This window comes from Mycobacterium pseudokansasii, from assembly GCF_900566075.1.
GTDB classification, from domain to species: domain Bacteria; phylum Actinomycetota; class Actinomycetes; order Mycobacteriales; family Mycobacteriaceae; genus Mycobacterium; species Mycobacterium pseudokansasii.
The window spans coordinates 3627198-3648330 of the sequence record NZ_UPHU01000001.1; the positions used below are offsets into that span (position 1 = coordinate 3627198).

Here is a 21133-nt window from a genome sequence, read left to right on the forward strand (position 1 = left end):
CCGATCGTGCTAATCGGCGGAGCCGCCGATGACCGCATCGCCGGATGGCACCTGACCGTCCGACTCCGCGGTCTGCTCGTTGCCAAGGTCCTCCTTGGGCGGGGGCGCCGCACGCAGCCCCGCCGACAGCCGCGCCCCGGTGTGGTTGACGTGCAGCACGAAGGGTCGTAATTCGGTATAGCGGACCACACTCGCCGACGCGGGATCGGCGGTGATCCGTTGAAAGCTGTCCAGATGCATTCCGTAGGCGTCCGCGATCACCGCCTTGATGACGTCGCCATGGGTGCAGGCCAGCCATAACACGTCGCCACCGTGCTCTCCCCCGTATTCCAGGGCCAGCCGCCGGTCGTGCTCGCGAACCGCGGCCACCGCGCGGGCCTGCACCTGCGCCAGCCCCTCGCCGCCCGGAAACACCGCCGCACTGGGATGTGCCTGAACAACCCGCCACAACGGCTCGTTGGTCAGGTCGCCGATCTTGCGGCCAGTCCATTCGCCGTAGTCGACCTCGGCGAGCCGGTCATCGATGAGCGGCTCCAGACACAGCGCATCAGCCAGCGGTTCGACGGTGCTGCGGCACCGCAGCATCGGAGATGACACCACCGCCCGGACCGCCAAGTCACCGAGCCGGTCGATCAGGGCCGCCGCCTGCTCTCGCCCCTTGTCGTCAAGGTCGACGCCCTCGGACCGCCCGGCCAGGATGCCGGCTGTGTTCGAGGTGGAACGACCGTGGCGCACCAGGATGACGGTCATGTCGCGGCCACCGTCCCGGTTGCCAGCAACACAAGCACTGCCGCGCCGGCCAAGACCCGATAACCCACGAACCAATACATGTTGTGCCGCAACAGGAAATGCAGGAACCACGCCACCGCGGAAAGGCCGACCACGAACGCGATCAGGGTGGCCACCAGCAGCTGCGGCCCGGTGGCGCTCATCCCTTCGGTCACCGGGTGGAAGGCGTCCGGTAACGAGAACAGCCCGGAGGCGAACACCGCGGGGATGGCCAGCAGAAAGCCGAATCGGGCGGCCAACTCGCGATCGAGCCCCAAAAACAGGCCCGCACTGATGGTCGACCCGGACCGCGAGACGCCGGGGACCAACGCCAGGGTTTGCGCGATGCCGACCACCACGGCATCGCGCCAGTTCAGCTGCTCCACGTGACGGCGCTGGCGACCCAGGTATTCGGCGAGCGCGATCACCCCCGAGAACACCACCATGGCTGTCGCCACCACCCACAGGTTGCGCACCCCCGAGCGGATCTCGTCTTTGAAGAACAATCCCAGGATGCAGATCGGGATGGTCCCGATGATGACGTACCAGCCCAGGCGATAGTCGGCGTTGCGATGCGACTTCACCACCAGACCGTCTACCCAGGCCCGCAGAATCCGCACGATATCGCGCGCGAAGTACACCAGGACGGCGGCTTCGGTGCCCAACTGGGTGACCGCGGTGAACGAGGCGCCGGCGTCGTCGCTGAAGAAGATCCGCGACATGATCGCCAGATGCCCCGAGGAAGACACCGGCAGGAACTCGGTCAAACCCTGCACCACCGCCAATGAAATGACTTGCCACCAGGACATCGCCGCAACCGCAGACACGACGACGACCGTACCCGGTACGGCACACGGGTATCGGGTGCGACTAGCGCGAAACGGGCGCGGCTTGGGCGACGGAGTCACGCACCGCGGCGGCCAGGCTGCGCTCGTCGGTGACATCGATGTCGACCAGACTGCGGACCGACCGCGCGACGACGTCTTCGGCCTGCGGGACCGGCGCGGTCAGGCGCGGCCGGTAGATTTCGACGACAAGTGACCGGTGTTCGATGTGGAAGGAAAAACTACGTCCGTCGCCGACCTGTCCATAGCCGCTGGCGAAGATGCCCGTCGACATGTCTTCGATAGCAAACTGTTTGTTCGCGACATGCCGGTCAGCGGTGACGGTCATGCCGCGACAATACCTCTCCAGTACCACTTTTCGTGGGCAACATGGCGAGATCGGACGCGACTTGGATAGTCGAAATTCCTTGAGTTGTGGGACCCATGCTCGACGTTCGGAGGACGGATAGTTGCTGACAGCTACTAAGCAAGCAGCTCAACGCCGCCTTTGGGCCGCTGCCGCTTTGCTGACATTGGTGACGGCTTGTTCGTCGAATCCGCTGCAAACCGCGCCGCCCACGATTCAGCCTGCGCAGCCTGCCGTGTCTCCGCCGGTTTCCCAGGCCCCGGCGGGGGTGGTTCGGCCGTTCAGCGGCCATCCGCAGACGGCGCTGTACGACAACGGCGCGCGTCGGCTGGCGGTTCTTACCGCGGGCGCCGATCAGTCAGCGCCATCGGGCATCACCGTGTTCGACGATGCGCAGACTCCGCCCCAGGCGATCACGCTGCCCGGGCCCGCGACGGCGTTGACCTGCGACGGCCACGGCATCGCCTACCTGGCCACCCGGGGGGGGTACTTCGTGGTCGACCTGTCCGCCGGCCGCATCACGCAGGTCAGCGTCGCCGACGCCGCGGGCACCGAGTTCACCGCGATCGCGCGGCGCGCCGACGGCAAGCTGGTGCTGGGCAGCGCCGACGGCGCCGTCTACATCCTGGCCTCCGACGTGTCCACAGGCGTCGCCGCCGTAGCCAACCGCATCAAGATCTTTGCTCGCGTCGATTCCCTTGTGACACAGGGAAATACCGCTGTTGTTTTGGATCGCGGGCAGACGTCGGTGACGACGGTCGGGGCCGACGGCCGCGCCCGGCAGGCGCTGCGCGCCGGAGAGGGCGCCACTACGCTGGCCGCCGATCCGCTGGGCCGGGTACTGGTCGCCGACACTCGCGGCGGCCAACTGCTGGTGTACGGGGTCGATCCGCTGATCCTGCGCCAGGCCTACCCCGTGCCGCAGGCCCCGTATGGGCTGGTCGGCTCCCGCGAGTTGGCCTGGGTATCCCAAACCGCATCCAACGTCGTCATTGGTTACGATCTGTCCACCGGAATACCCGTGGAAAAGGTGCGTTACCCAACCGTGCAGCAACCCAACTCGCTGGCCTTCGACGACGCGTCGGGCACCTTGTACGTGGTGTCGGGGTCGGGTGGCGGGGTCCAGGTCATCGAGCATGCGGCGGGTATTGCGTGAAGGGCTGGCCCGCGCCGAGGTGGAGCCGGTTGCCCGCGGGCTGGGATACCGACATGTCGGACGAATATGAGTGGGCGCCGCTGCGCCTGCCGCCGGAAGTGACCAGGCTCAGCGCGTCCACCCGGTTGTCCATCGAGGCCGAGTACCGCGGCTGGGAGCTGACGCGGGTGCGGCTCTACACCGACGGCAGCAGGCGGGTGTTGTTGCGCCGCAAGAAGTCTCGTCTGGAAGAAGCGTCGTCCGACCAGCCGGAACCGTGACGGTCGGTGAGCGGCGCCAGGGCTGGATGTACGGCCTGGTGCGGCGGCTGTTGTTCCTCCTGCCGCCCGAGCGTGCCCACACATTCGTCTTCGCCGTGCTGCGTGCGGTCACCGCCGTTGCGCCGGCGCGCCGGATGCTGAGCCGATGGCTGGGGCCGACGGATCCGGTGCTGGCGAGCACGGTGTTCGGGGTGCGCTTTCCCGGGCCGCTGGGGTTGGCCGCGGGGTTCGACAAGGACGGCACCGGGCTGGACGCCTGGGGTGCGTTGGGATTCGGCTATGCCGAGGTCGGCACCGTCACCGCGCATCCGCAGCCCGGGAACCCGCCCCCGCGGATGTTCCGGCTGCCCGCCGACCGCGCCCTGCTCAACCGGATGGGGTTCAACAACCACGGTGCCGGGGCGCTCGCGATCCGGCTCACCGGGCACCGACCCCGGGTCCCGATCGGGGTCAACATCGGCAAGAGCAAAACGACGCCGGCCGGCGACGCGGTCGAGGATTACCGGGCCAGTGCCCGGCTGGTCGGCCCGCTGGCCGCCTACCTGGTGGTCAACGTCAGTTCGCCGAATACGCCCGGGCTGCGGGACTTGCAGGCGGTGGCGTCGCTGCGGCCCATCCTGGCCGCCGTGCTGGCCGAAACCTCGACCCCGGTGCTGGTCAAGATCGCGCCGGATCTCTCCGACTCCGACATCGACGACATCGCCGACCTCGCGGTCGAGTTGGGTCTTGCCGGGATCGTCGCGACCAACACCACGGTCTCGCGAGACGGCCTGGCGACCCCCGGGGTCGACGAGCTGGGTGCCGGCGGCATTTCCGGACCGCCGGTGGCAGGCCGCGCTGTCGAGGTGTTGCGGCGGCTTCAACACCGGGTCGGTGATCGCCTGGTGTTGATCAGCGTGGGCGGTATCGAGACCGTCGACGACGCATGGGAACGCATCACTGCCGGCGCGACACTGCTGCAGGGCTATACCGGGTTCATCTACGGCGGCGGCTTGTGGGCCAAGCACATTCACGACGGCATCGCCCGCCGGCTGCATGATGGCGGGTTTGCCTCGCTGGCTGACGCCGTGGGCTCGGCTGCTCGGAACGCCGGGAAACCGCCCGGTTAGGCCCGGTAGCCCGAGCGCTGCAAACAGCGATGGCCCGGCCACCCGCCAGTGGTGATCAGAAGGGTGATCCGGCGGGAGCACCGGCGCCGCCGGTGCCGGCGGAGCCGCCACCGCCACCCGCGCCGCCCGTGGAACCCAGCGGCGCCGCGCCCGCGCTTCCGCCGCCGCCACTGGTGCCGACGCTTCCGAACCCGCCACCGCCGTCACCGCCGGTGCCACCATTGCCGCCGGTGCCGCCGGTGCCGCCGGTACCGCCGACGCCGAACACTGCATTGCCGCCGACGCCGCCGATGCCGCCGATAGCCGCGTCGCCGCCTTTGCCGCCGGCGCCCGCGCTGTTCTTGGTGCCGTTTCCGAACCCGCCGTGGCCGCCGGTGCCGCCACTGCCGCCCGTCCCACCGGTGCCGCCGGTGCCGGCGTTGCCGATGCCGTTGGAGGCGCCGGCACCGCCGACCCCGCCGGCGCCCGCGGTGCCGCCGGCACCGCCACTACCGCCGGTGCCGCTGACGCTGCCGGAGCCGCCGGTGCCGCCGGTGCCGCCGGCCCCGCCTTGCCCGCCGATGCCGCCGGTGCCGCCGCCGTCTCCGCCGACCCCTCCGGTTCCGGCGGCTCCGCCGCTGCCGCCCCGACCACCGGCTGCTCCGTTAGCGGTGCTGCTGCTGGTGTTGTTGCCGCCGGGCCCCCCGGTGCCGCCCTGGCCACCGGCGCCCCCGGTGCCGCCTTGGCCGCCGCCGATGCCGCCGATGATGCCCGCGCCGCCGTCACCGCCCTGACCGCCCCGGCCGCCGGCGGCGCCCTGGCCACCGGCGGTCGGCGAGGGGCTGGACGTGCCGGCCTGGCCAACGCCGCCGTTGCCGCCCGCCCCGCCGGTTCCGCCTTTGCCGCCGGTGCCGACCGCGCCGGCGGCGCCGCCGTCGGTTCCGGAACCGGCAGCTCCGGCGACGCCACCCGTGCCGCCCTTGCCGCCGTCGGCGCCGGCGGCGTTGATCCCCGTTCCGGTGTTGTTGCCGCCTGCCCCGCCGGTGCCGCCTTGGCCGCCGATGCCGCCCTGGCCTCCTTGACCGCCGCCGACTCCCCCGATGCCCGCACCGCCGTCACCGCCCTGGCCGCCGGCGCCGCCACGGCCGCCCTGACCGCCGGCGGTCGGGGTGGTTCCGGAGCTGCCGGCTTGGCCGATGCCCCCGTTACCGCCGGTGCCGCCGGCGCCGCCTTTGCCGCCGGTGCCGATCGCCCCGGCCGCCCCGCCATCGGTTCCGGAGCCGGCAGCTCCGGCGGCTCCGCCGGTGCCGCCTTTGCCGCCGTTGGCACCCGCTGCGTCGATCCCGGTACCGGTGTTCGTGCCGCCGGCGCCACCGGTGCCGCCGGTGCCACCGACCCCGCCCTGGCCCCCTTTACCACCGCCGACGCCACCGATACCCGCACCGCCGGCACCGCCTTGGCCGCCGGCGCCGCCGCCACCGCCCTGGCCACCCGCGGTCGGAACGCTGCCGGACGTGCCGGCTTGACCGGTGCCGCCGCTGCCGCCGGCGCCGCCGGTGCCGCCCTTGCCGCCGGTGCCGATCGCCCCGTTCGCGCCGTTACCGCTCCCAGCGCCGCCGGCGCCCGCGGCGCCGCCTGCACCGCCTTGACCACCGTCGGCCCCGTAGCCACCGCTGGCTCCGGTGTTCGTGCCGCCGGTGCCGCCGGCGCCGCCTTGGCCGCCGACGCCACCTTGACCACCTTGGCCGCCCAAGACGTTGCCGGGAGCCGCACCGCCGTCGCCGCCCTGGCCGCCGGCGCCGCCCCTGCCGCCCGTCTCGCCGGCGGTCGGAACACTGCCCGATGTGCCGGCTTGACCAGTGCCGCCGTTGCCGCCGGTGCCGCCGGTGCCGCCCTTGCCGCCGACACCGTCCGCACCGTTCAGACCAGCGTCGGTCCCCGAGCCACCGCTGCCGGAGAGGCCTCCGGTTCCGCCCTTGCCGCCGTCGGCGCCGTCACCGCCGCTGGTCCCGGTGTTGGCGCCGCCGGCGCCACCGACGCCCCCTTGGCCGCCGGCGCCGCCCTGGGCACCTTGGCCGCCGCCGACCCCGCCGATGCCCGCACCGCCGTCACCGCCTTTGCCGCCTTTGCCGCCGGTACCGCCCTGGCCACCGGCGGTAGGCGAAGCGCCGGAGGTGCCGGCCTGGCCAACACCGCCGTTGCCGCCCGCCCCGCCCGCTCCGCCGTTGCCGCCGGCACCGTTCGCGCCCGTGGCGCCGCCATCGGTGGCAGAGCCGCCCGCGCCGGCGGCCCCGCCGAAGCCGCCCTGGCCGCCGTTGGCGCCGTTGCCGCCGCTGGTTCCGGTGTTGGTGCCGCCGGCACCGCCGACGCCCCCTTGGCCGCCGGCGCCGCCCCGACCACCATCACCACCACCGACACCACCGATACCTGCACCGCCGGTACCGCCCTGACCACCGGCGCCGCCTTGGCCACCCGGACTGCCGTCGGTAGGCGAAGCGCCGGAGGTGCCGGCTTGACCGGCGCTACCCTTGCCGCCAGCGCCCCCATCCCCGCCGTCCCCGGCGGTGCCGTTCGCGCCGGCCGCGCCGCCGTCGGTGCCGGCGCCGCCGGCACCCGCGGCGCCACCGGTACCACCTTGACCGCCCGCACCGCCGGTGCCGCTGCTGGTTCCGGTGTTGTTGCCGCCGGCGCCGCCGGCGCCACCGTGTCCACCGACGCCGCCCTGCCCGCCTTGGCCACCGCCGACTCCGCCCACGCCCGCGCCCCCGGCACCGCCTTGTCCACCGGCGCCGCCCGCCGCGCCCCAGCCACCCTCGAAGGGCGACGCGCTGGCTCTGGCTGCCTTGCCGGCGCCGCCATCACCGCCGGTGCCGCCGGTGCCACCGGTGCCCGCGGCGCCCGCCGCGCCACCGGTGCCGCCCGTCCCCGCGGCACCCCCGGCGCCGCCTTGGCCTCCAGTACCTCCGGCACCGCCGTCGGTCGCGTTGTAACCACCGTCGTCGTTGTAGCCGGCGCCTCCGGTGCCGCCGCGACCGCCCTGACCGCCGTGTCCGCCGCTGCCATTGGTCGCTCCGGCGACGGCGCTGCCGCCGTCGCCGCCCTGGCCGCCGGCCCCGCCTTGACCGCCTAGGCCGCCGGTGTTGGCGACGTTGGGCCGCACACCATTGGCCCCGTTGCCGCCTTGGCCACCCTGTCCGCCCTGCCCGCCGTCGCCGGCGGCGTGACCAATGATGGTGGTGGCCCCTCCCTGGCCCCCTTGGCCGCCGGCACCGCCTTGGCCGCCCTGGCCGACATTCTGTCCCGGGAAGCCGCCGGTGCCCGTCGTGCCGCCGGCACCGCCTTGTCCCCCTGTCCCGCCGGTGCCGCCGGTGCCTGCGTTGTTGGCGCCGTCGTCGTTGTAGCCCGACCCGCCGGTGCCGCCGGCGCCGCCGTCACCGCCCCGGCCGCCGGCGCCGTTGTTGGCGCCGTTGGCGGCGTTACCGCCCTGGCCGCCTTGGCCGCCCTGGCCGCCCTGGCCGCCGGCGTGGCCGATGCCCGACGCCGGACCGAGCGCGCCCTGGCCACCTTGGCCTCCTTGACCGCCCTGGCCCCCTTGACCGGCGGTGTCGCCGAAGGTGGTGCTGACGCCGCCCTGACCACCCCGGCCGCCGTCGCCGCCGGCACCGGCCGCGCCGGCGCTCCCGCCAGCGCCACCCGTGCCGACCGCACCGCCGGTCCCGCCCGTGCCACCGGTACCGCCCGTCCCGCCGGCGGTGGCGCTGTTGGTTCCGTCGTCGGCGTAACCGGTGCCGCCCTGGCCCCCGCGGCCGCCGTCGCCACCGGCTCCGCCGGAGCCGTTGATGCCTCCGTTACCCGCGCCGCCCTGGCCGCCGGCACCACCGGTGCCGCCCTGACCGCCGGCGGAGCCGGTGTCGGACCGTGTCGCGGCGGTTGCGCCGGTGCCGCCGGCCCCGCCGGTACCACCGGCGCCGCCCTGCCCGCCGGTGCCGGCCACGCCGGCCGCCCCGCCGTCGGTTCCCGAACCGGCTGCCCCGGCCGCGCCACCGATGCCGCCCTGGCCGCCATCAGCCCCGCTGCCGCCGCTGTTGCCGGTATTGGCGCCGCCGGTGCCGCCGACGCCGCCCTGCCCGCCAACGCCGCCCTGACCGCCGGCCCCGCCCCCGACCCCGCCGATACCGGCGCCGCCGGCGCCGCCTTGGCCACCGTCGCCGCCTTGGCTGCCCTGGCCACCGGCGGTCGGCGAGACGCCGGAGGTGCCGGCTAGGCCGCTGGCCCCGCTCCCACCGGTGCCGCCGATGCCGCCTTGTCCACCGACGCCAATCGCGCCGGCCGCCCCGCCATCGGTCCCGGAGCCACCGGCCCCGGCGGCACCGCCGGTACCGCCCTGTCCACCCGCGGCGCCGCTGCCGGCGCCGCTTCCGGTGTTGGCGCCGCCGCTGCCGCCGTAACCGCCCTGCCCGCCAACGCCGCCCTGCCCACCGGCGCCGCCGCCGGCCCCGCCAACGCCCGCACCGCCGGCGCCGCCGGCACCGCCATCGCCACCTTGACCACCCTGCAGGCCCGCGGTGGGCGCGCTCGGGTCACTGGTGCCGGCTTGGCCGGCGCCTCCGGTGCCGCCGGTGCCACCCTGGCCACCGACACCGCCTCGGCCCGCGCTGCCCGCGTTGCCGCCAAATCCTCCGGCCGCGCCACCGGCGCCGGCCGCCCCGCCGGTACCCCCGGTGCCGCCCTGCCCGCCTTGGGCGCCCAGGGTCACGGGGTTGCCGCCCGTCCCGCCGATGCCGCCGGCACCGCCGGAACCGCCGTGGCCACCGTCGCCGGCGAGTCCGATGATCGCGCGACCCCCGGCTCCGCCCGCACCGGCGGCACCACCGGTGGCGCCCATGCCGCCCTGCTGACCCGCGAGAGCCGCCTCGCCCGCGCCACCGGCGCCGCCATCGCCGCCGGCACCGCCATGGCCGCCGAAGCCGAACACACCACCGTTTCCACCGGTGCCGCCGGCACCCCCCGCGCCACCGGACACCCCGGCCGCACCGCCCGCACCGTCGCCCCCGGCACCACCGGCACCGCCGAGACCGATCAACGCCGCGTTCCCCCCATCGCCGCCGGCGCCACCAGCCACGCCGCCAGCCCCACCGGCGCCGCCCGACCCGCCGGAACCGAACACCACGCCGCCGCGACCCCCGGTACCGCCGTGGCCGCCGTACCCGCCGGCGTCGCTCCCGCCGGCGCCGCCTTGGCCGCCGTTTCCGACCAGCGGGGCGTAGCCGCCGTGGCCGCCGTAACCGCCGCCCGCACCGCCGAGTCCGCCGGCACCGCCCGAACCGACCAACCACCCGCCACGACCGCCCGTCCCGCCGGCCCCGCCGACCCCGCCGGCACCGCCCGCGCCGCCGTGGCCGATCAGCCCGGCCGACCCGCCGGCGCCCCCCGCCGCTCCGGGAGCGCTGCTATTGCCGCCATTTCCGCCGTCGCCGTACAAGATCCCGCCCGCCTGGCCCGGCTGCCCCACCGGCCCACTGGCCCCATCGGCGCCGTTACCGACCAACGGGCGCCCCACCAACGCCTCGGTGGGCGCATTGATCACGGTGAGCAGACCCTGCCCCGCGGTTTGCAAAGGCGACACATTAGCGGCTTCGGCACCGGCATAGGCATCCGCACTCGACCTAAGGGTCCGCACGAACTGGTCGTGATACGCCGTCATGCGAGCGCTCAGACTCTGATAGGCCTGGCCATGACTGGAAAACAGCGACGCCACCGCCGCCGAGACCTCATCGGCACCCGGGGCCGACACCGCGATCGTCGGAGTCGCTGCCGCCGCATTTGCTGAACGCAGCGCCGAACCGATCCGTACGACATCAGCCGCTGCCGCGGCCACTACCTCCGGGCTAGCCACCACGAACGACATCACGTCGATCCCCTTTGTCCGAGCGCCTTTGGCTACCGAGCCAGTACTCCACCCATCACCATCGCCCCATTCAGGCCGCAGTGCCCTCGGCCAAAAGGCGGATTCGAGGGTTGAAAATTTCTCCCCCTATTGGGGGAGGACAACGCAGCCGTCGACTCCCGGCGGGAGTTCCGACGAGACCACGCCGGGCATCGAAACATGATGTGGCGCTGTATGTTTCATGAACATGACGTATCCGGACCCGGCTCCGCGGTCAACACCGCCCCGGGAGGGAATCGAGCTGGAGGCCGGTTGCGGATTGCTCGAATTTCACTATGAATTGCGGTGATACCGCCTGGCGTCGCTGAGCAATCTCGGCCGAGACACCACCGGCCCGCAGAGATACCGGCGGACCGCCCGCCGGTGCGGCACCGCCATCTGCTTCGGCTTAGGGAGATGTGATGGATTTCGCGGGGTTGCCGCCGGAGCACAATTCGGCGCGGATGTTTGCCGGCGCGGGGTCGGCGCCGATGCTGGCGACGGCGGCGGCCTGGCAGGGGTTAGCCGCCGAGCTGAGCTCGTCCGCAGTCGCGTTCGCATCGCTGACCTCCGGGCTGGCCGGTTCGTCGTGGCAGGGCCCGGCCTCGGCGGCGATGGCCGACGCGGCCGCAACCTATGTGGGCTGGTTGAACGCGGTGACAGTGCAGGCCGAGCAGGCAGCCGCCCAAGCCCGGTTAGCGGCAGCCGCGTTCGAGGCTGCGCGAGCGGCAACGGTGCATCCGGCGATCATCTCGCTCAACAGGGCCCGGCTGCTACGGCTGGTGGCCTGGAACGTGTTGGGCCACAACGCCCCGGCGATCGCCGCTGTCGAGGCCGAGTATGAGCAGATGTGGGCCCAGGATGTGGCCGCAATGTTCGGCTACCACGCCGAGGCGTCGGCGGTCGCCGCGGTGTTGACCCCATTCCCCCCGACACTGCAGGCGCTGGCGGGCCTGCCCGGACCAGGGTCCGGTGCGGGGTTAGCCGGTACGAGCTCGGCCAACCCCGCCCAGACCGTCGTCGACCCGCTCGGTAGGGCAGGCTTGAACCTGGGATTCGCCAATGTGGGCAGCGGAAACGTCGGCAATGGCAACATCGGCAGCTTCAATATCGGTTCTGCGAACATCGGCAGCACCAATATCGGCAGCGGAAATGTCGGCAACACGAACCTCGGGTTCGGCAACACCGGCCCCTCGCTGACCGCGGCCAGCCGCAACATCGGGTGGGGCAATACGGGCAGCACCAACATCGGCTTCGGCAACACGGGTAACGAAAACATCGGCTTCGGCAACACCGGTGACGGAAACATCGGTATCGGGCTGACCGGCGACGGCGGGACCGGTCTCGGCGGCCTGAACTCGGGCACCGGCAATGTCGGCCTGTTCAACTCGGGCACCGGAAACGTCGGCATAGGGAACTCGGGAACCGGAAACTGGGGCGTTGGCAACTCGGGCAACAGCTACAACACCGGCATCGGCAACTCGGGTGAAGCAAACACCGGCTTGTTCAACTCGGGTGTGGCCAATACCGGTATCGCGAACGCGGGCAACTACAACACGGGTAGCTACAACCCGGGCAGCACCAACACGGGCGCCTTCAACGGCGGCAGCTACAACACCGGCTTGCTGAACAGGGGCGACTACAACACCGGCGTAGCAAATACCGGCAACGTCGACACCGGCGCATTGATCTCGGGTAATTACAGCAACGGCCTGTTGTGGCGAGGAGATTATCAGGGCCTGATGGCTCCGGGTTTCGGCAACTCCACCGACATGCCGTCGTCGGGTTTTTTCAACATCGGGTCCGGTAGTGCATCGGGTTTCGCCAATTCCGGTGTCAACAATTCGGGCTTCTTCAACGCATCGGACGTCGGAATCTCGGGCTACCACAACGCCGGCGCGCTGGAATCGGGCCTGGTGAACTCGGGCAACACTGTCTCGGGCGCGTTCAACGAAAGCCTGTTGAATGTCGCCGTGCCGGCCGTTGTCTCCGGTGTCCTCAACACCGGCAGTGACCTGTCGGGCTTGCGCGGCGGCCCGTCGTCGCTGAACCTCGGCTTCGCCAACCACGGGGGCGCCAACATCGGCAACGCCAACATCGGCGACTCCAACTTCGGCAGCGGCAACGTCGGCAACAGCAATATCGGCCGGGGAAATATCGGCAACACCAACCTCGGCGGCGGCAACATCGGCAGCACCAACATCGGCAGCGGCAACATTGGCGACGGCAACCTCGGCTTCGCAAGCATCGGTATCGACAACTTCGGCTCCGGAAATCTGGGCGACTACAACATCGGCCCGGGAAACGTCGGCACCCACAATCGGGGCTTCTGGAACGCCGGCAACTCCAATGTTGGCTTCGCCAACACCGGCGACTTCAACGTCGGTTTTGCCAACACCGGAAACAACAACATCGGCATCGGGCTGTCCGGCAACGGCGAAGTCGGGTTCGGTGCACTGAACTCGGGCGGCGGCAACCTTGGCTTGTTCAACTCCGGCACCGGTAACGTCGGCTTGTTGAACTCCGGCACCGGCAACATCGGCATCGGAAACTCGGGCACCGGAAACTGGGGCATCGGGAACACCGGCACCGGAAATACCGGAATCGACAACACCGGCACCTTCAACACCGGCGTCGCCAACGCGGGCAGCACCAACACGGGTCTGAGCAACGCGGGCAGCTATAACACCGGCTTCGTCAACGCGGGCAGCACCAATACCGGCAGCTATAACACCGGCCAGCACAATACGGGCGGATTCAACCCTGGCAATTTCGACACGGGGTACTTCAACCCGGGAAATGTCGACACCGGCGCATTCAACACCGGAAACTACAGTAACGGCTTATTCGTGACCGGCGACAACCAGGGCCAGATCAGCGCCCATCTGGCCATCGATATTCCCACCGTCCCCATCGACGTCGAGTCCGCCAATCCCATCAATCAAACAATGGTGGTCGGCGGTCAGGAATACACCATCCCGGGCTACACCTATCCCAAGACATACTTCCTCGACGGCGACTTCTATCTGGGACCGGTCACCATCTCGTCATCGACGGTCACCGGTCCCACGGTGACCATCGACATCGGCGGCCCGGCTACATCCATCGATGCCACGGTCATCGGCGCCTTACAGGGCGGGACGATCCAGATCATCGACATCCCGGCCGCCCCGGGTTTCGGAAATTCGACAGCCAGCCCATCGTCGGGGTTCTTCAACTCCGGCACCGGCAGCGCATCGGGCTTCGGCAACGCCGGCGCCAACAATTCGGGCTTCCGCAACCTGTCCGTCGGCAGCGGGGGCGTCTCGGGTTACCGCAATGTCGGCTCCCTGGAATCGGGCCTGTCCAATTGGGGCAATGCCATCTCGGGCGCCTACAACACCAGCACCCAAGGGCTCACAGCACCGGGCAACCTCTCCGGCTACGCCAACATCGGCACCAACCTGGCCGGTGGGCTGCGCGACAGCGCGACCGGGACGGTGTTCAACGCGGGCCTGGCAAACATCGGCGCGTTGAACGTCGGCTTCGGCAATACCGGGGACTACAACCTGGGCAGCGGCAACCTCGGCGACCTCAACCTCGGCAGCGGCAACCTCGGCAACACCAACCTCGGTAGCGGCAATATCGGCAGCGACAATATCGGGTTCGCCAACACCGGTCCCTCGCTGACCGCGGCGGTCCACGACGTCGGCCTCGCCAACACCGGCAGCCACAACATCGGCGCCGGCAACACCGGCGACGCCAACATCGGCCTCGGCAACACCGGCAACGGCAACATCGGCATCGGGCTCACCGGTAACGGCCAGACCGGGGTCGGCGCGCTGAACTCCGGCAACGGCAACATCGGCCTGTTCAACTCCGGCACCGACAACATCGGCATCGCCAACTCCGGCACCGGCAACTGGGGCATCGCCAACTCCGGCAACCACAACACCGGCCTGGCCAACGCCGGCAACACCAACACCGGCTGGTTCAACACCGGGCTGGCCAACACCGGCATCGCCAACATCGGCAGCTACAACACCGGCAGCTACAACACCGGCGCCACCAACACCGGCAGCTTCAACCCCGGCAACACCAACACCGGCCTGTTCAACCTCGGCAGCTACAACACCGGCCTCGCCAACACCGGCAACATCGACACCGGCGCCTTCAACACCGGCAACATGGACAACGGCTTATGGTGGCGCGGCGACAGCCAGGGCCTGATCGGCTTGCACTACGCGATCCATATTCCCGAAATCCCGTTGAACGTCGTCGCAACCATTCCGATCGATGTCCCCATCAAGGCGAGCTTCACCACCACCGTCTACCACGGGATAACGATCGAGGACATCCCGTTCGGTACCACCGTCACACTCGGTCCCATCCCGGTGTTGCAGGGCACGGTCAATTCGCTGACCATTCCGCCGATTTCGGCTACCGGCCCCACGCCGGCAATTCAGATCGGCAGGTCTGACGGTTCGACTGCGATCGTGATCCCCGCGTTCGCCAGCCTGGGTCCCGCCGATTGGACGATCATCGATATCGGTGGCGCCCCGGGATTCGGAAACTCGACAACCAGCCCGTCGTCGGGGTTCTTCAATGCCGGCACCGGCACCGCATCGGGCTTCGCCAACTTCGGCGCCAACAACTCGGGTTTGCTGAACGCCTCCTCGGGGAGCTCGGGCTACAAGAACGTCGGCGACCTGGTCTCGGGCATGGCGAACCTGGGCAACACCGTGTCGGGATTCCTGAACACGAGCACCCTGGACCTCGCGACGCCGGCTGACGTCTCGGGCTTCGCCAATATCGGTACCAACCTCGCCGGGCTCTACCGCGACAGCACGGCCGGGATGACGACGTTCAACGTGGGGCTGGGCAATACCGGCACGTTGAACGTGGGATTCGGCAACGTCGGCGACTACAACGTCGGCAGCGGAAACGTCGGCGACTACAACGTCGGCAGCGCCAACGTCGGCAGCCACAACTTCGGAGGCGCAAACATCGGCAGCTTCAACGTCGGCCTCGGCAGCCATGGACTGCATAACGTCGGCTCGGCAAACCTCGGCAACGACAACATCGGCCCGGCAAACTTCGGCGACGACAACCGCGGTTTCGCAAACGCGGGCACCGCCAATACCGGTTTTGCCAACACCGGTGACGACAATATCGGCCTTGCCAACACCGGCAGCAACAACATCGGCATCGGGCTCACCGGCAACGGCAAAGTCGGGATCGGCGCGCTCAACTCGGGCAGCGGCAACACCGGCTTGTTCAACTCCGGCACCGACAATGTCGGCCTGTTCAACTCCGGCACCGGCAACGTCGGCATCGCAAACTCCGGCACCGGGAACTGGGGCATCCGCAACAGCGGCAGCACCAACACGGGCCTGGCTAACGCTGGAATGGTCAATACCGGGCTCTGGAACGCGGGCAACGTCAACTCGGGCATCGGCAACACGGGCGACTACAACACCGGCAGCTTCAACGCCGGCAGCTTCAACACCGCCGGCTTCAACCCGGGCTCCTACAACACGGGCTACTCGAACACCGGCAGCTATAACACGGGATTGGCCAACTCGGGCAACGTCGACACCGGCTTCTTCAATTCCGGAAGTTACGACAACGGCATTCTCTGGCGGGGCGATTACCAGGGCCTGGTCGGCTACAACTACACGATCTATATACCGGACACCGCCATTCCGGTGAACCTTGGCGTGCAAATCCCCATCGATATTCCGATCAGCGCGACGTTCGGCCTCCTGACCATCGAGGGTTTCACCATTCCCAAGTACACCGCCGATATCACCGTGCTGGATTCCGGAACCACCCAGGCCATCAGCATTGGTCCCCTCACGGTCTCGGATATCGTCATCTCGCTGCCGCCGGTCAATGCCACCATCAGCGGTCCGACCACCGCGATCGACATCACCGGCAGCGGCGGCATCGGCCCCATCGCGATCCCGGTCATCGACATTCCAGCGGCCCCGGGCTTCGGGAACTCGACCACCATCCCGTCGTCGGGCTTCTTCAACTCCGGTACCGGCAGCTCGTCGGGGTTCGCCAACGTCGGCCCCAACAACTCCGGCCTCTTCAACGCCTCCGGCAGCGCGGGTATCTCGGGCTACAAGAATGTCGGCGACCTGGTCTCGGGCATGGCGAACTTCGGCAACACCGTGTCGGGTCTGCTCAATACCAGCACGGTGGACCTCGGGACGCCGTCCAATGTCTCCGGCGTCGCCAATGTCGGCTCCGACCTCGCGGGTTTCTTCGGCAACTTCGCTATCTCCAACCTGGGCGTCGCCAACGACGGCAGCCTCAATGTGGGCAGCGGCAACGTCGGCGATCTCAACGTCGGTAGCGGAAACGTCGGCGACCACAACGTCGGCGGCGCAAACATCGGCAGCTTCAACGTCGGCTTCGGTAGCCATGGCCTGCACAATTTCGGCTCCGCAAATCTGGGCGACGACAACGTGGGCCCAGCCAACGTGGGCGATCACAACCTGGGGGTGACGAACGCGGGCGACGGCAATACCGGCTTCGCGAACACCGGCGACTTCAATATCGGCTTTGCCAACACCGGCAGCAACAACATCGGCATCGGGCTGTCCGGCAACGGCAAAGTCGGGATCGGCACGCTGAACTCGGGCAGCGACAACATCGGCTTGTTTAATTCCGGCACCGGAAATGTCGGGCTGTTCAACTCCGGAAACGGAAACATCGGCATCGGAAACTCCGGCACCGGCAACATCGGCATCGGGAATCCCGGCACCGCCAACACCGGCGTCGAGAACGCCGGCGACCACAACACCGGTCTGTGGAATCCGGGCACCGGCAACACCGGCATCGCCAACGCCGGCGCCTACAACACCGGCGTCTACAACACCGGCAGCACCAACACGGGTATCGCCAACCCCGGCAGCTACAACACGGGCAGCTACAACACCGGCAACACCAACACCGGCCTGGCGAACACCGGCGGCTACAACACCGGCGTGGCCAACACGGGCGACTACAACACCGGCCTGGCCAACACGGGTAATGTCGACACCGGCGCCTTCATCGCCGGCAATTACAGCAATGGCTTTTTCTGGCGCGGCGACTACCAGGGCCTATACGGCTTCCACGCCGGAATTTATATCCCCGAATTCCCGGTCCTGAACATGGGTATAGCAATTCCGATCAATATCCCGATCAATCTGGATGCCGGCAATATTCTCGTCAACCCGTTCGCCATTCAACCGGTTACCGTCAGCGTCCTGGGCTCGTCCTACCTCAGCATCACCTTCGACACCATATCCATTCCGGCCCTCAGCGGTAATGGGCTCGCGGTCGACGCCCTCATCGGCGGACCCGATACGTCGATACCCATCACCATCACCAGCGGCCTGGGCCCCATCGACATCACGTTCATCGACATCCCGGCGGCCCCGGGTTTCGGAAATTCGACAGCCAGCCCGTCGTCGGGGTTCTTCAACTCCGGCACCGGCAGCGCATCGGGCTTCGGCAACGCCGGCGCCGACAGTTCGGGCTTCCGCAACCTCGCCGACTCGGGCGTCTCGGGTTACCGCAACGTCGGCTCCCTGGAATCGGGCCTGGCCAACGTCGGCAACACCGTCTCGGGCATCTACAACACCAGCACCCTAGGGCTCACAGCACCGGGCAACCTCTCCGGCTTGGCGAACATCGGCACCAACCTGGCCGGCGTGTTCCACAACAGCACCATCCCGGCCGGACGCGTCCTCAACCTGGGCCTGGCAAACGCCGGCCAACTCAACGTGGGCTTCGGCAATACCGGGGAGTACAACCTGGGCAGCGGGAATATCGGCGACCTCAACCTCGGCAGCGGCAACCTCGGCAGCACCAACTTCGGTAGCGGCAATATCGGCAGCGGCAATATCGGCTTCGCCCACACCGGTGACGGCAACGTCGGTCTCGGCAACACCGGCAGCCACAACGTCGGCGCCGGCAACACCGGCGACGGCAACATCGGCCTCGGCAACACCGGCAACGGCAACATCGGCATCGGGCTCACCGGTAACGGCCAGACCGGGGTCGGCGCGCTGAACTCCGGCAACGGCAACATCGGCCTGTTCAACTCCGGCACCGACAACATCGGCATCGCCAACTCCGGCACCGGCAACTGGGGCATCGCCAACTCCGGCAACCACAACACCGGCCTGGCCAACGCCGGCAACACCAACACCGGCTGGTTCAACGCCGGGCTGGCCAACACCGGCATCGCCAACATCGGCAGCTACAACACCGGCAGCTACAACACCGGCGCCACCAACACCGGCAGCTTCAACCCCGGCAACACCAACACCGGCCTGTTCAACCTCGGCAGCTACAACACCGGCCTCGCCAACACCGGCAACATCGACACCGGCGCCTTCAACACCGGCAACATGGACAACGGCTTATGGTGGCGCGGCGACAGCCAGGGCCTGATCGGTGCTTACTACGCGATCACCGTTCCCGAGATCCCCGCATTCTTCAATGTCGAGATCCCCGTCGACATACCGATCACCGTCAGCATCACCGACATCGAGATCAATGCCGTCACCATTCCCAAGGTCTCGTTCAGCGGCTTGGACGACGGCATCGGCGGCAAAGTCATCGGCTCCATCGGCCCCGTCAGTGTCTATGGCGCGCAGACCGGAGACCCCATCGTCATTAGCTTCGGCGACCAACCGACGGTGGCACTCAACGTGGGTAACCCCGACGGCTCGACGGTGATAAACATCAGTGGCACCGGCGGTCTGGGCCCCATCAACATCCCGATCATCGACATCGCGGCGGCGCCCGGATTCGGCAATGCGACCACCAGCCCGTCGTCGGGCTTCTTCAACGCCGGAGCCGGCAGCGCATCGGGCTTCGCCAACTTCGGCGCCAACAATTCAGGCGTGTGGAACGTCTCGTCCGTAATCGCGGGAAACTCGGGCTACCTCAACTACGGATCACTGCAGTCGGGCCTGGCCAACTTCGGCAACACCATCTCGGGTCTGTACAACACCGGCACCGTGGGCCTGACGTCGCCGGCCAATGTCTCCGGTATCGCGAGCATCGGCACCGACCTCGCCGGCGTGCTTCGCGACGGCCCCACCGCGACGGCCTTCAACGCGGGTCTGGCAAACATTGGCGCCGGGAACGTGGGCTTTGCAAACGTCGGCGACGTCAACCTGGGCAGCGCCAACATCGGCAACGTCAACCTGGGCAGCGGAAATATCGGCGACCTCAACGTCGGCAGCGGCAACCTCGGCAGCACCAATTTCGGTAGCGGCAATATCGGCAGCGCCAATATCGGGTTCGCCAACACCGGCCCCGCGCTGACGGCCGCCGTCCACAACGTCGGCCTCGCCAACACCGGCAACCACAACATCGGCGCCGGCAACACCGGCGACGCCAACATCGGCTTCGGCAACACCGGCAACGGCAACATCGGCATCGGCCTCACCGGCGACGGCAAGACCGGGTTCGGCGCCCTGAACTCCGGCAACGGCAACATCGGCCTGTTCAACTCCGGCACCGACAACGTCGGCATCGCCAACTCCGGCACCGGCAACTGGGGCATCGGCAACTCCGGCAACTACAACACCGGCATCGGTAACACGGGCAGCACCAACACCGGCTGGTTCAACTCCGGCCTGGCCAACACCGGCATCGCCAACGCGGGCAGCTACAACACCGGCAGCTACAACACCGGCGCCACCAACACCGGCAGCTTCAACCCGGGCAACGCCAACACCGGCCTGTTCAACCCGGGTAGCTACAACACCGGCCTGGCCAACACCGGCAACTCCAACACGGGCATTGCGAACTCGGGCAACGTCGACACCGGCGCGTTCATTTCGGGCAACTACAGCAACGGCTTCTGGTGGCGGGGCGATTATCAGGGCCTGATTACCATTTCTTACTCCTCGACCATTCCCGAAATCCCCTGGCACTACGACGTGAATGCCCCCATCGAGATACCGATCAGCGGCAACGTCAATGAAATTAACCAGGAATTGTTCCACATTTCCAGCATCCCCATAAAGGTCCAACTACAGCAGACCATCTGCTTCCTGGGGTACTGCACCACCATCACAACAACCTTGTACGACGACAGCGTCGGCGGCTGGGCACTCGGTCCGTACACTTTGCTCGCGGCAACCCCGGTAGACGAAACCATCACCCAGACATTTGATCTGCCGGGCAGCGGAACCCTAGGTCCCTACACCTTCGGATTCGCCTACCAGCAGAGCCCGGGATTCTTCAATTCGACCACCGACCCGTCGTCGGGCTTCTTCAACTCCGGCGGGGGCGGCGCCTCGGGCCTCTTCAATTCCGCACCCGGGTCGGTGTCGGGGCTGGCAAACGCTGTCGCGGACTCGTCGGGCCTGGGCAACGCCGGCGGAACCGGAAACTCGGGCTACCTCAACTACGGCGGGCTGGAATCGGGCTTCGCGAACCTGGGCAACACCATGTCGGGCTTTTTCAACACGAGCACCCTGGATCTGACACAGGCCGCCTTCGACTCCGGTATCGGAAACGTTGGCACCAACCTCTCGGGAGTCTTCAACGACGTCTTCGTGCCGTAACGGCGGTCGGGCAGGGCTGTGCCGGCGGGCCATCGACGATTCGTGGTGCCGCCTCGGCGGAGTAGTCGGCACGCATCCGGTCATCCGGTGCATTCGCGGGATGGACGCTATCCGATCGGCAGTATCCGGCAATAAGGTAAAACGCGAACGGCCCCAACGATCCCAACGATTAAGCCCAG

Annotated in this window: 8 protein-coding genes; 4 read left to right on the forward strand and 4 right to left on the reverse strand. The window is 68.9% G+C overall.

Features of this window, described 5'->3' with window-relative positions:
* Positions 1–9: 9 nt before the first annotated feature.
* From EET10_RS16435 to EET10_RS16445, 3 genes are all read right to left on the reverse strand, one after another.
* Positions 10–750 (reverse strand): histidine phosphatase family protein, encoded by a 741-nt coding sequence (locus tag EET10_RS16435; protein WP_063467954.1) that lies wholly within the window; start codon positions 748–750, stop codon positions 10–12.
* Entirely contained in the window at positions 747–1577 is an 831-nt protein-coding gene (locus EET10_RS16440) for an undecaprenyl-diphosphate phosphatase (RefSeq protein WP_099187413.1), read from the reverse strand. The genes EET10_RS16435 and EET10_RS16440 overlap by 4 nt, the downstream gene beginning before the upstream one ends.
* A gap of 61 nt (positions 1578–1638) precedes the next feature.
* Positions 1639–1941, reverse strand: coding sequence for a hypothetical protein (locus EET10_RS16445; protein ID WP_036406878.1), 303 nt, complete (start codon positions 1939–1941; stop codon positions 1639–1641).
* 121 nt (positions 1942–2062) lie between these two features.
* On the opposite strand from EET10_RS16445, the gene EET10_RS16450 reads away from it, so the two are divergent.
* From EET10_RS16450 to EET10_RS16460, 3 genes are read left to right on the forward strand one after another with little or no spacing between them, the layout of a single operon-like run.
* On the forward strand, positions 2063–3115 hold the full coding sequence (locus tag EET10_RS16450) for a YncE family protein (protein ID WP_218028472.1): 1053 nt from the start codon (positions 2063–2065) through the stop codon (positions 3113–3115).
* Positions 3116–3168: 53 nt separating this feature from the next.
* Positions 3169–3375 carry a DUF5703 family protein gene (locus EET10_RS16455; protein ID WP_051490763.1) on the forward strand — a complete coding sequence of 69 codons (207 nt, stop codon included), beginning with the start codon at positions 3169–3171 and terminating at the stop codon, positions 3373–3375.
* Positions 3376–3401: 26 nt separating this feature from the next.
* Positions 3402–4484 carry a quinone-dependent dihydroorotate dehydrogenase gene (locus EET10_RS16460; RefSeq protein WP_036406973.1) on the forward strand — a complete coding sequence of 361 codons (1083 nt, stop codon included), beginning with the start codon at positions 3402–3404 and terminating at the stop codon, positions 4482–4484.
* 55 nt (positions 4485–4539) lie between these two features.
* On the opposite strand, the gene EET10_RS16465 is transcribed toward EET10_RS16460, so the two are convergent.
* Positions 4540–10371 (reverse strand): PE family protein, encoded by a 5832-nt coding sequence (locus EET10_RS16465; RefSeq protein WP_099187417.1) that lies wholly within the window; start codon positions 10369–10371, stop codon positions 4540–4542.
* Between the two features lie 440 nt (positions 10372–10811).
* Between EET10_RS16465 and EET10_RS16470 the strand changes: the two genes are divergently transcribed.
* Positions 10812–20954: a PPE family protein gene (locus EET10_RS16470; protein WP_122502320.1), complete on the forward strand. Its 10143-nt coding sequence runs from the start codon at positions 10812–10814 to the stop codon at positions 20952–20954.
* Positions 20955–21133 lie beyond the last annotated feature (179 nt).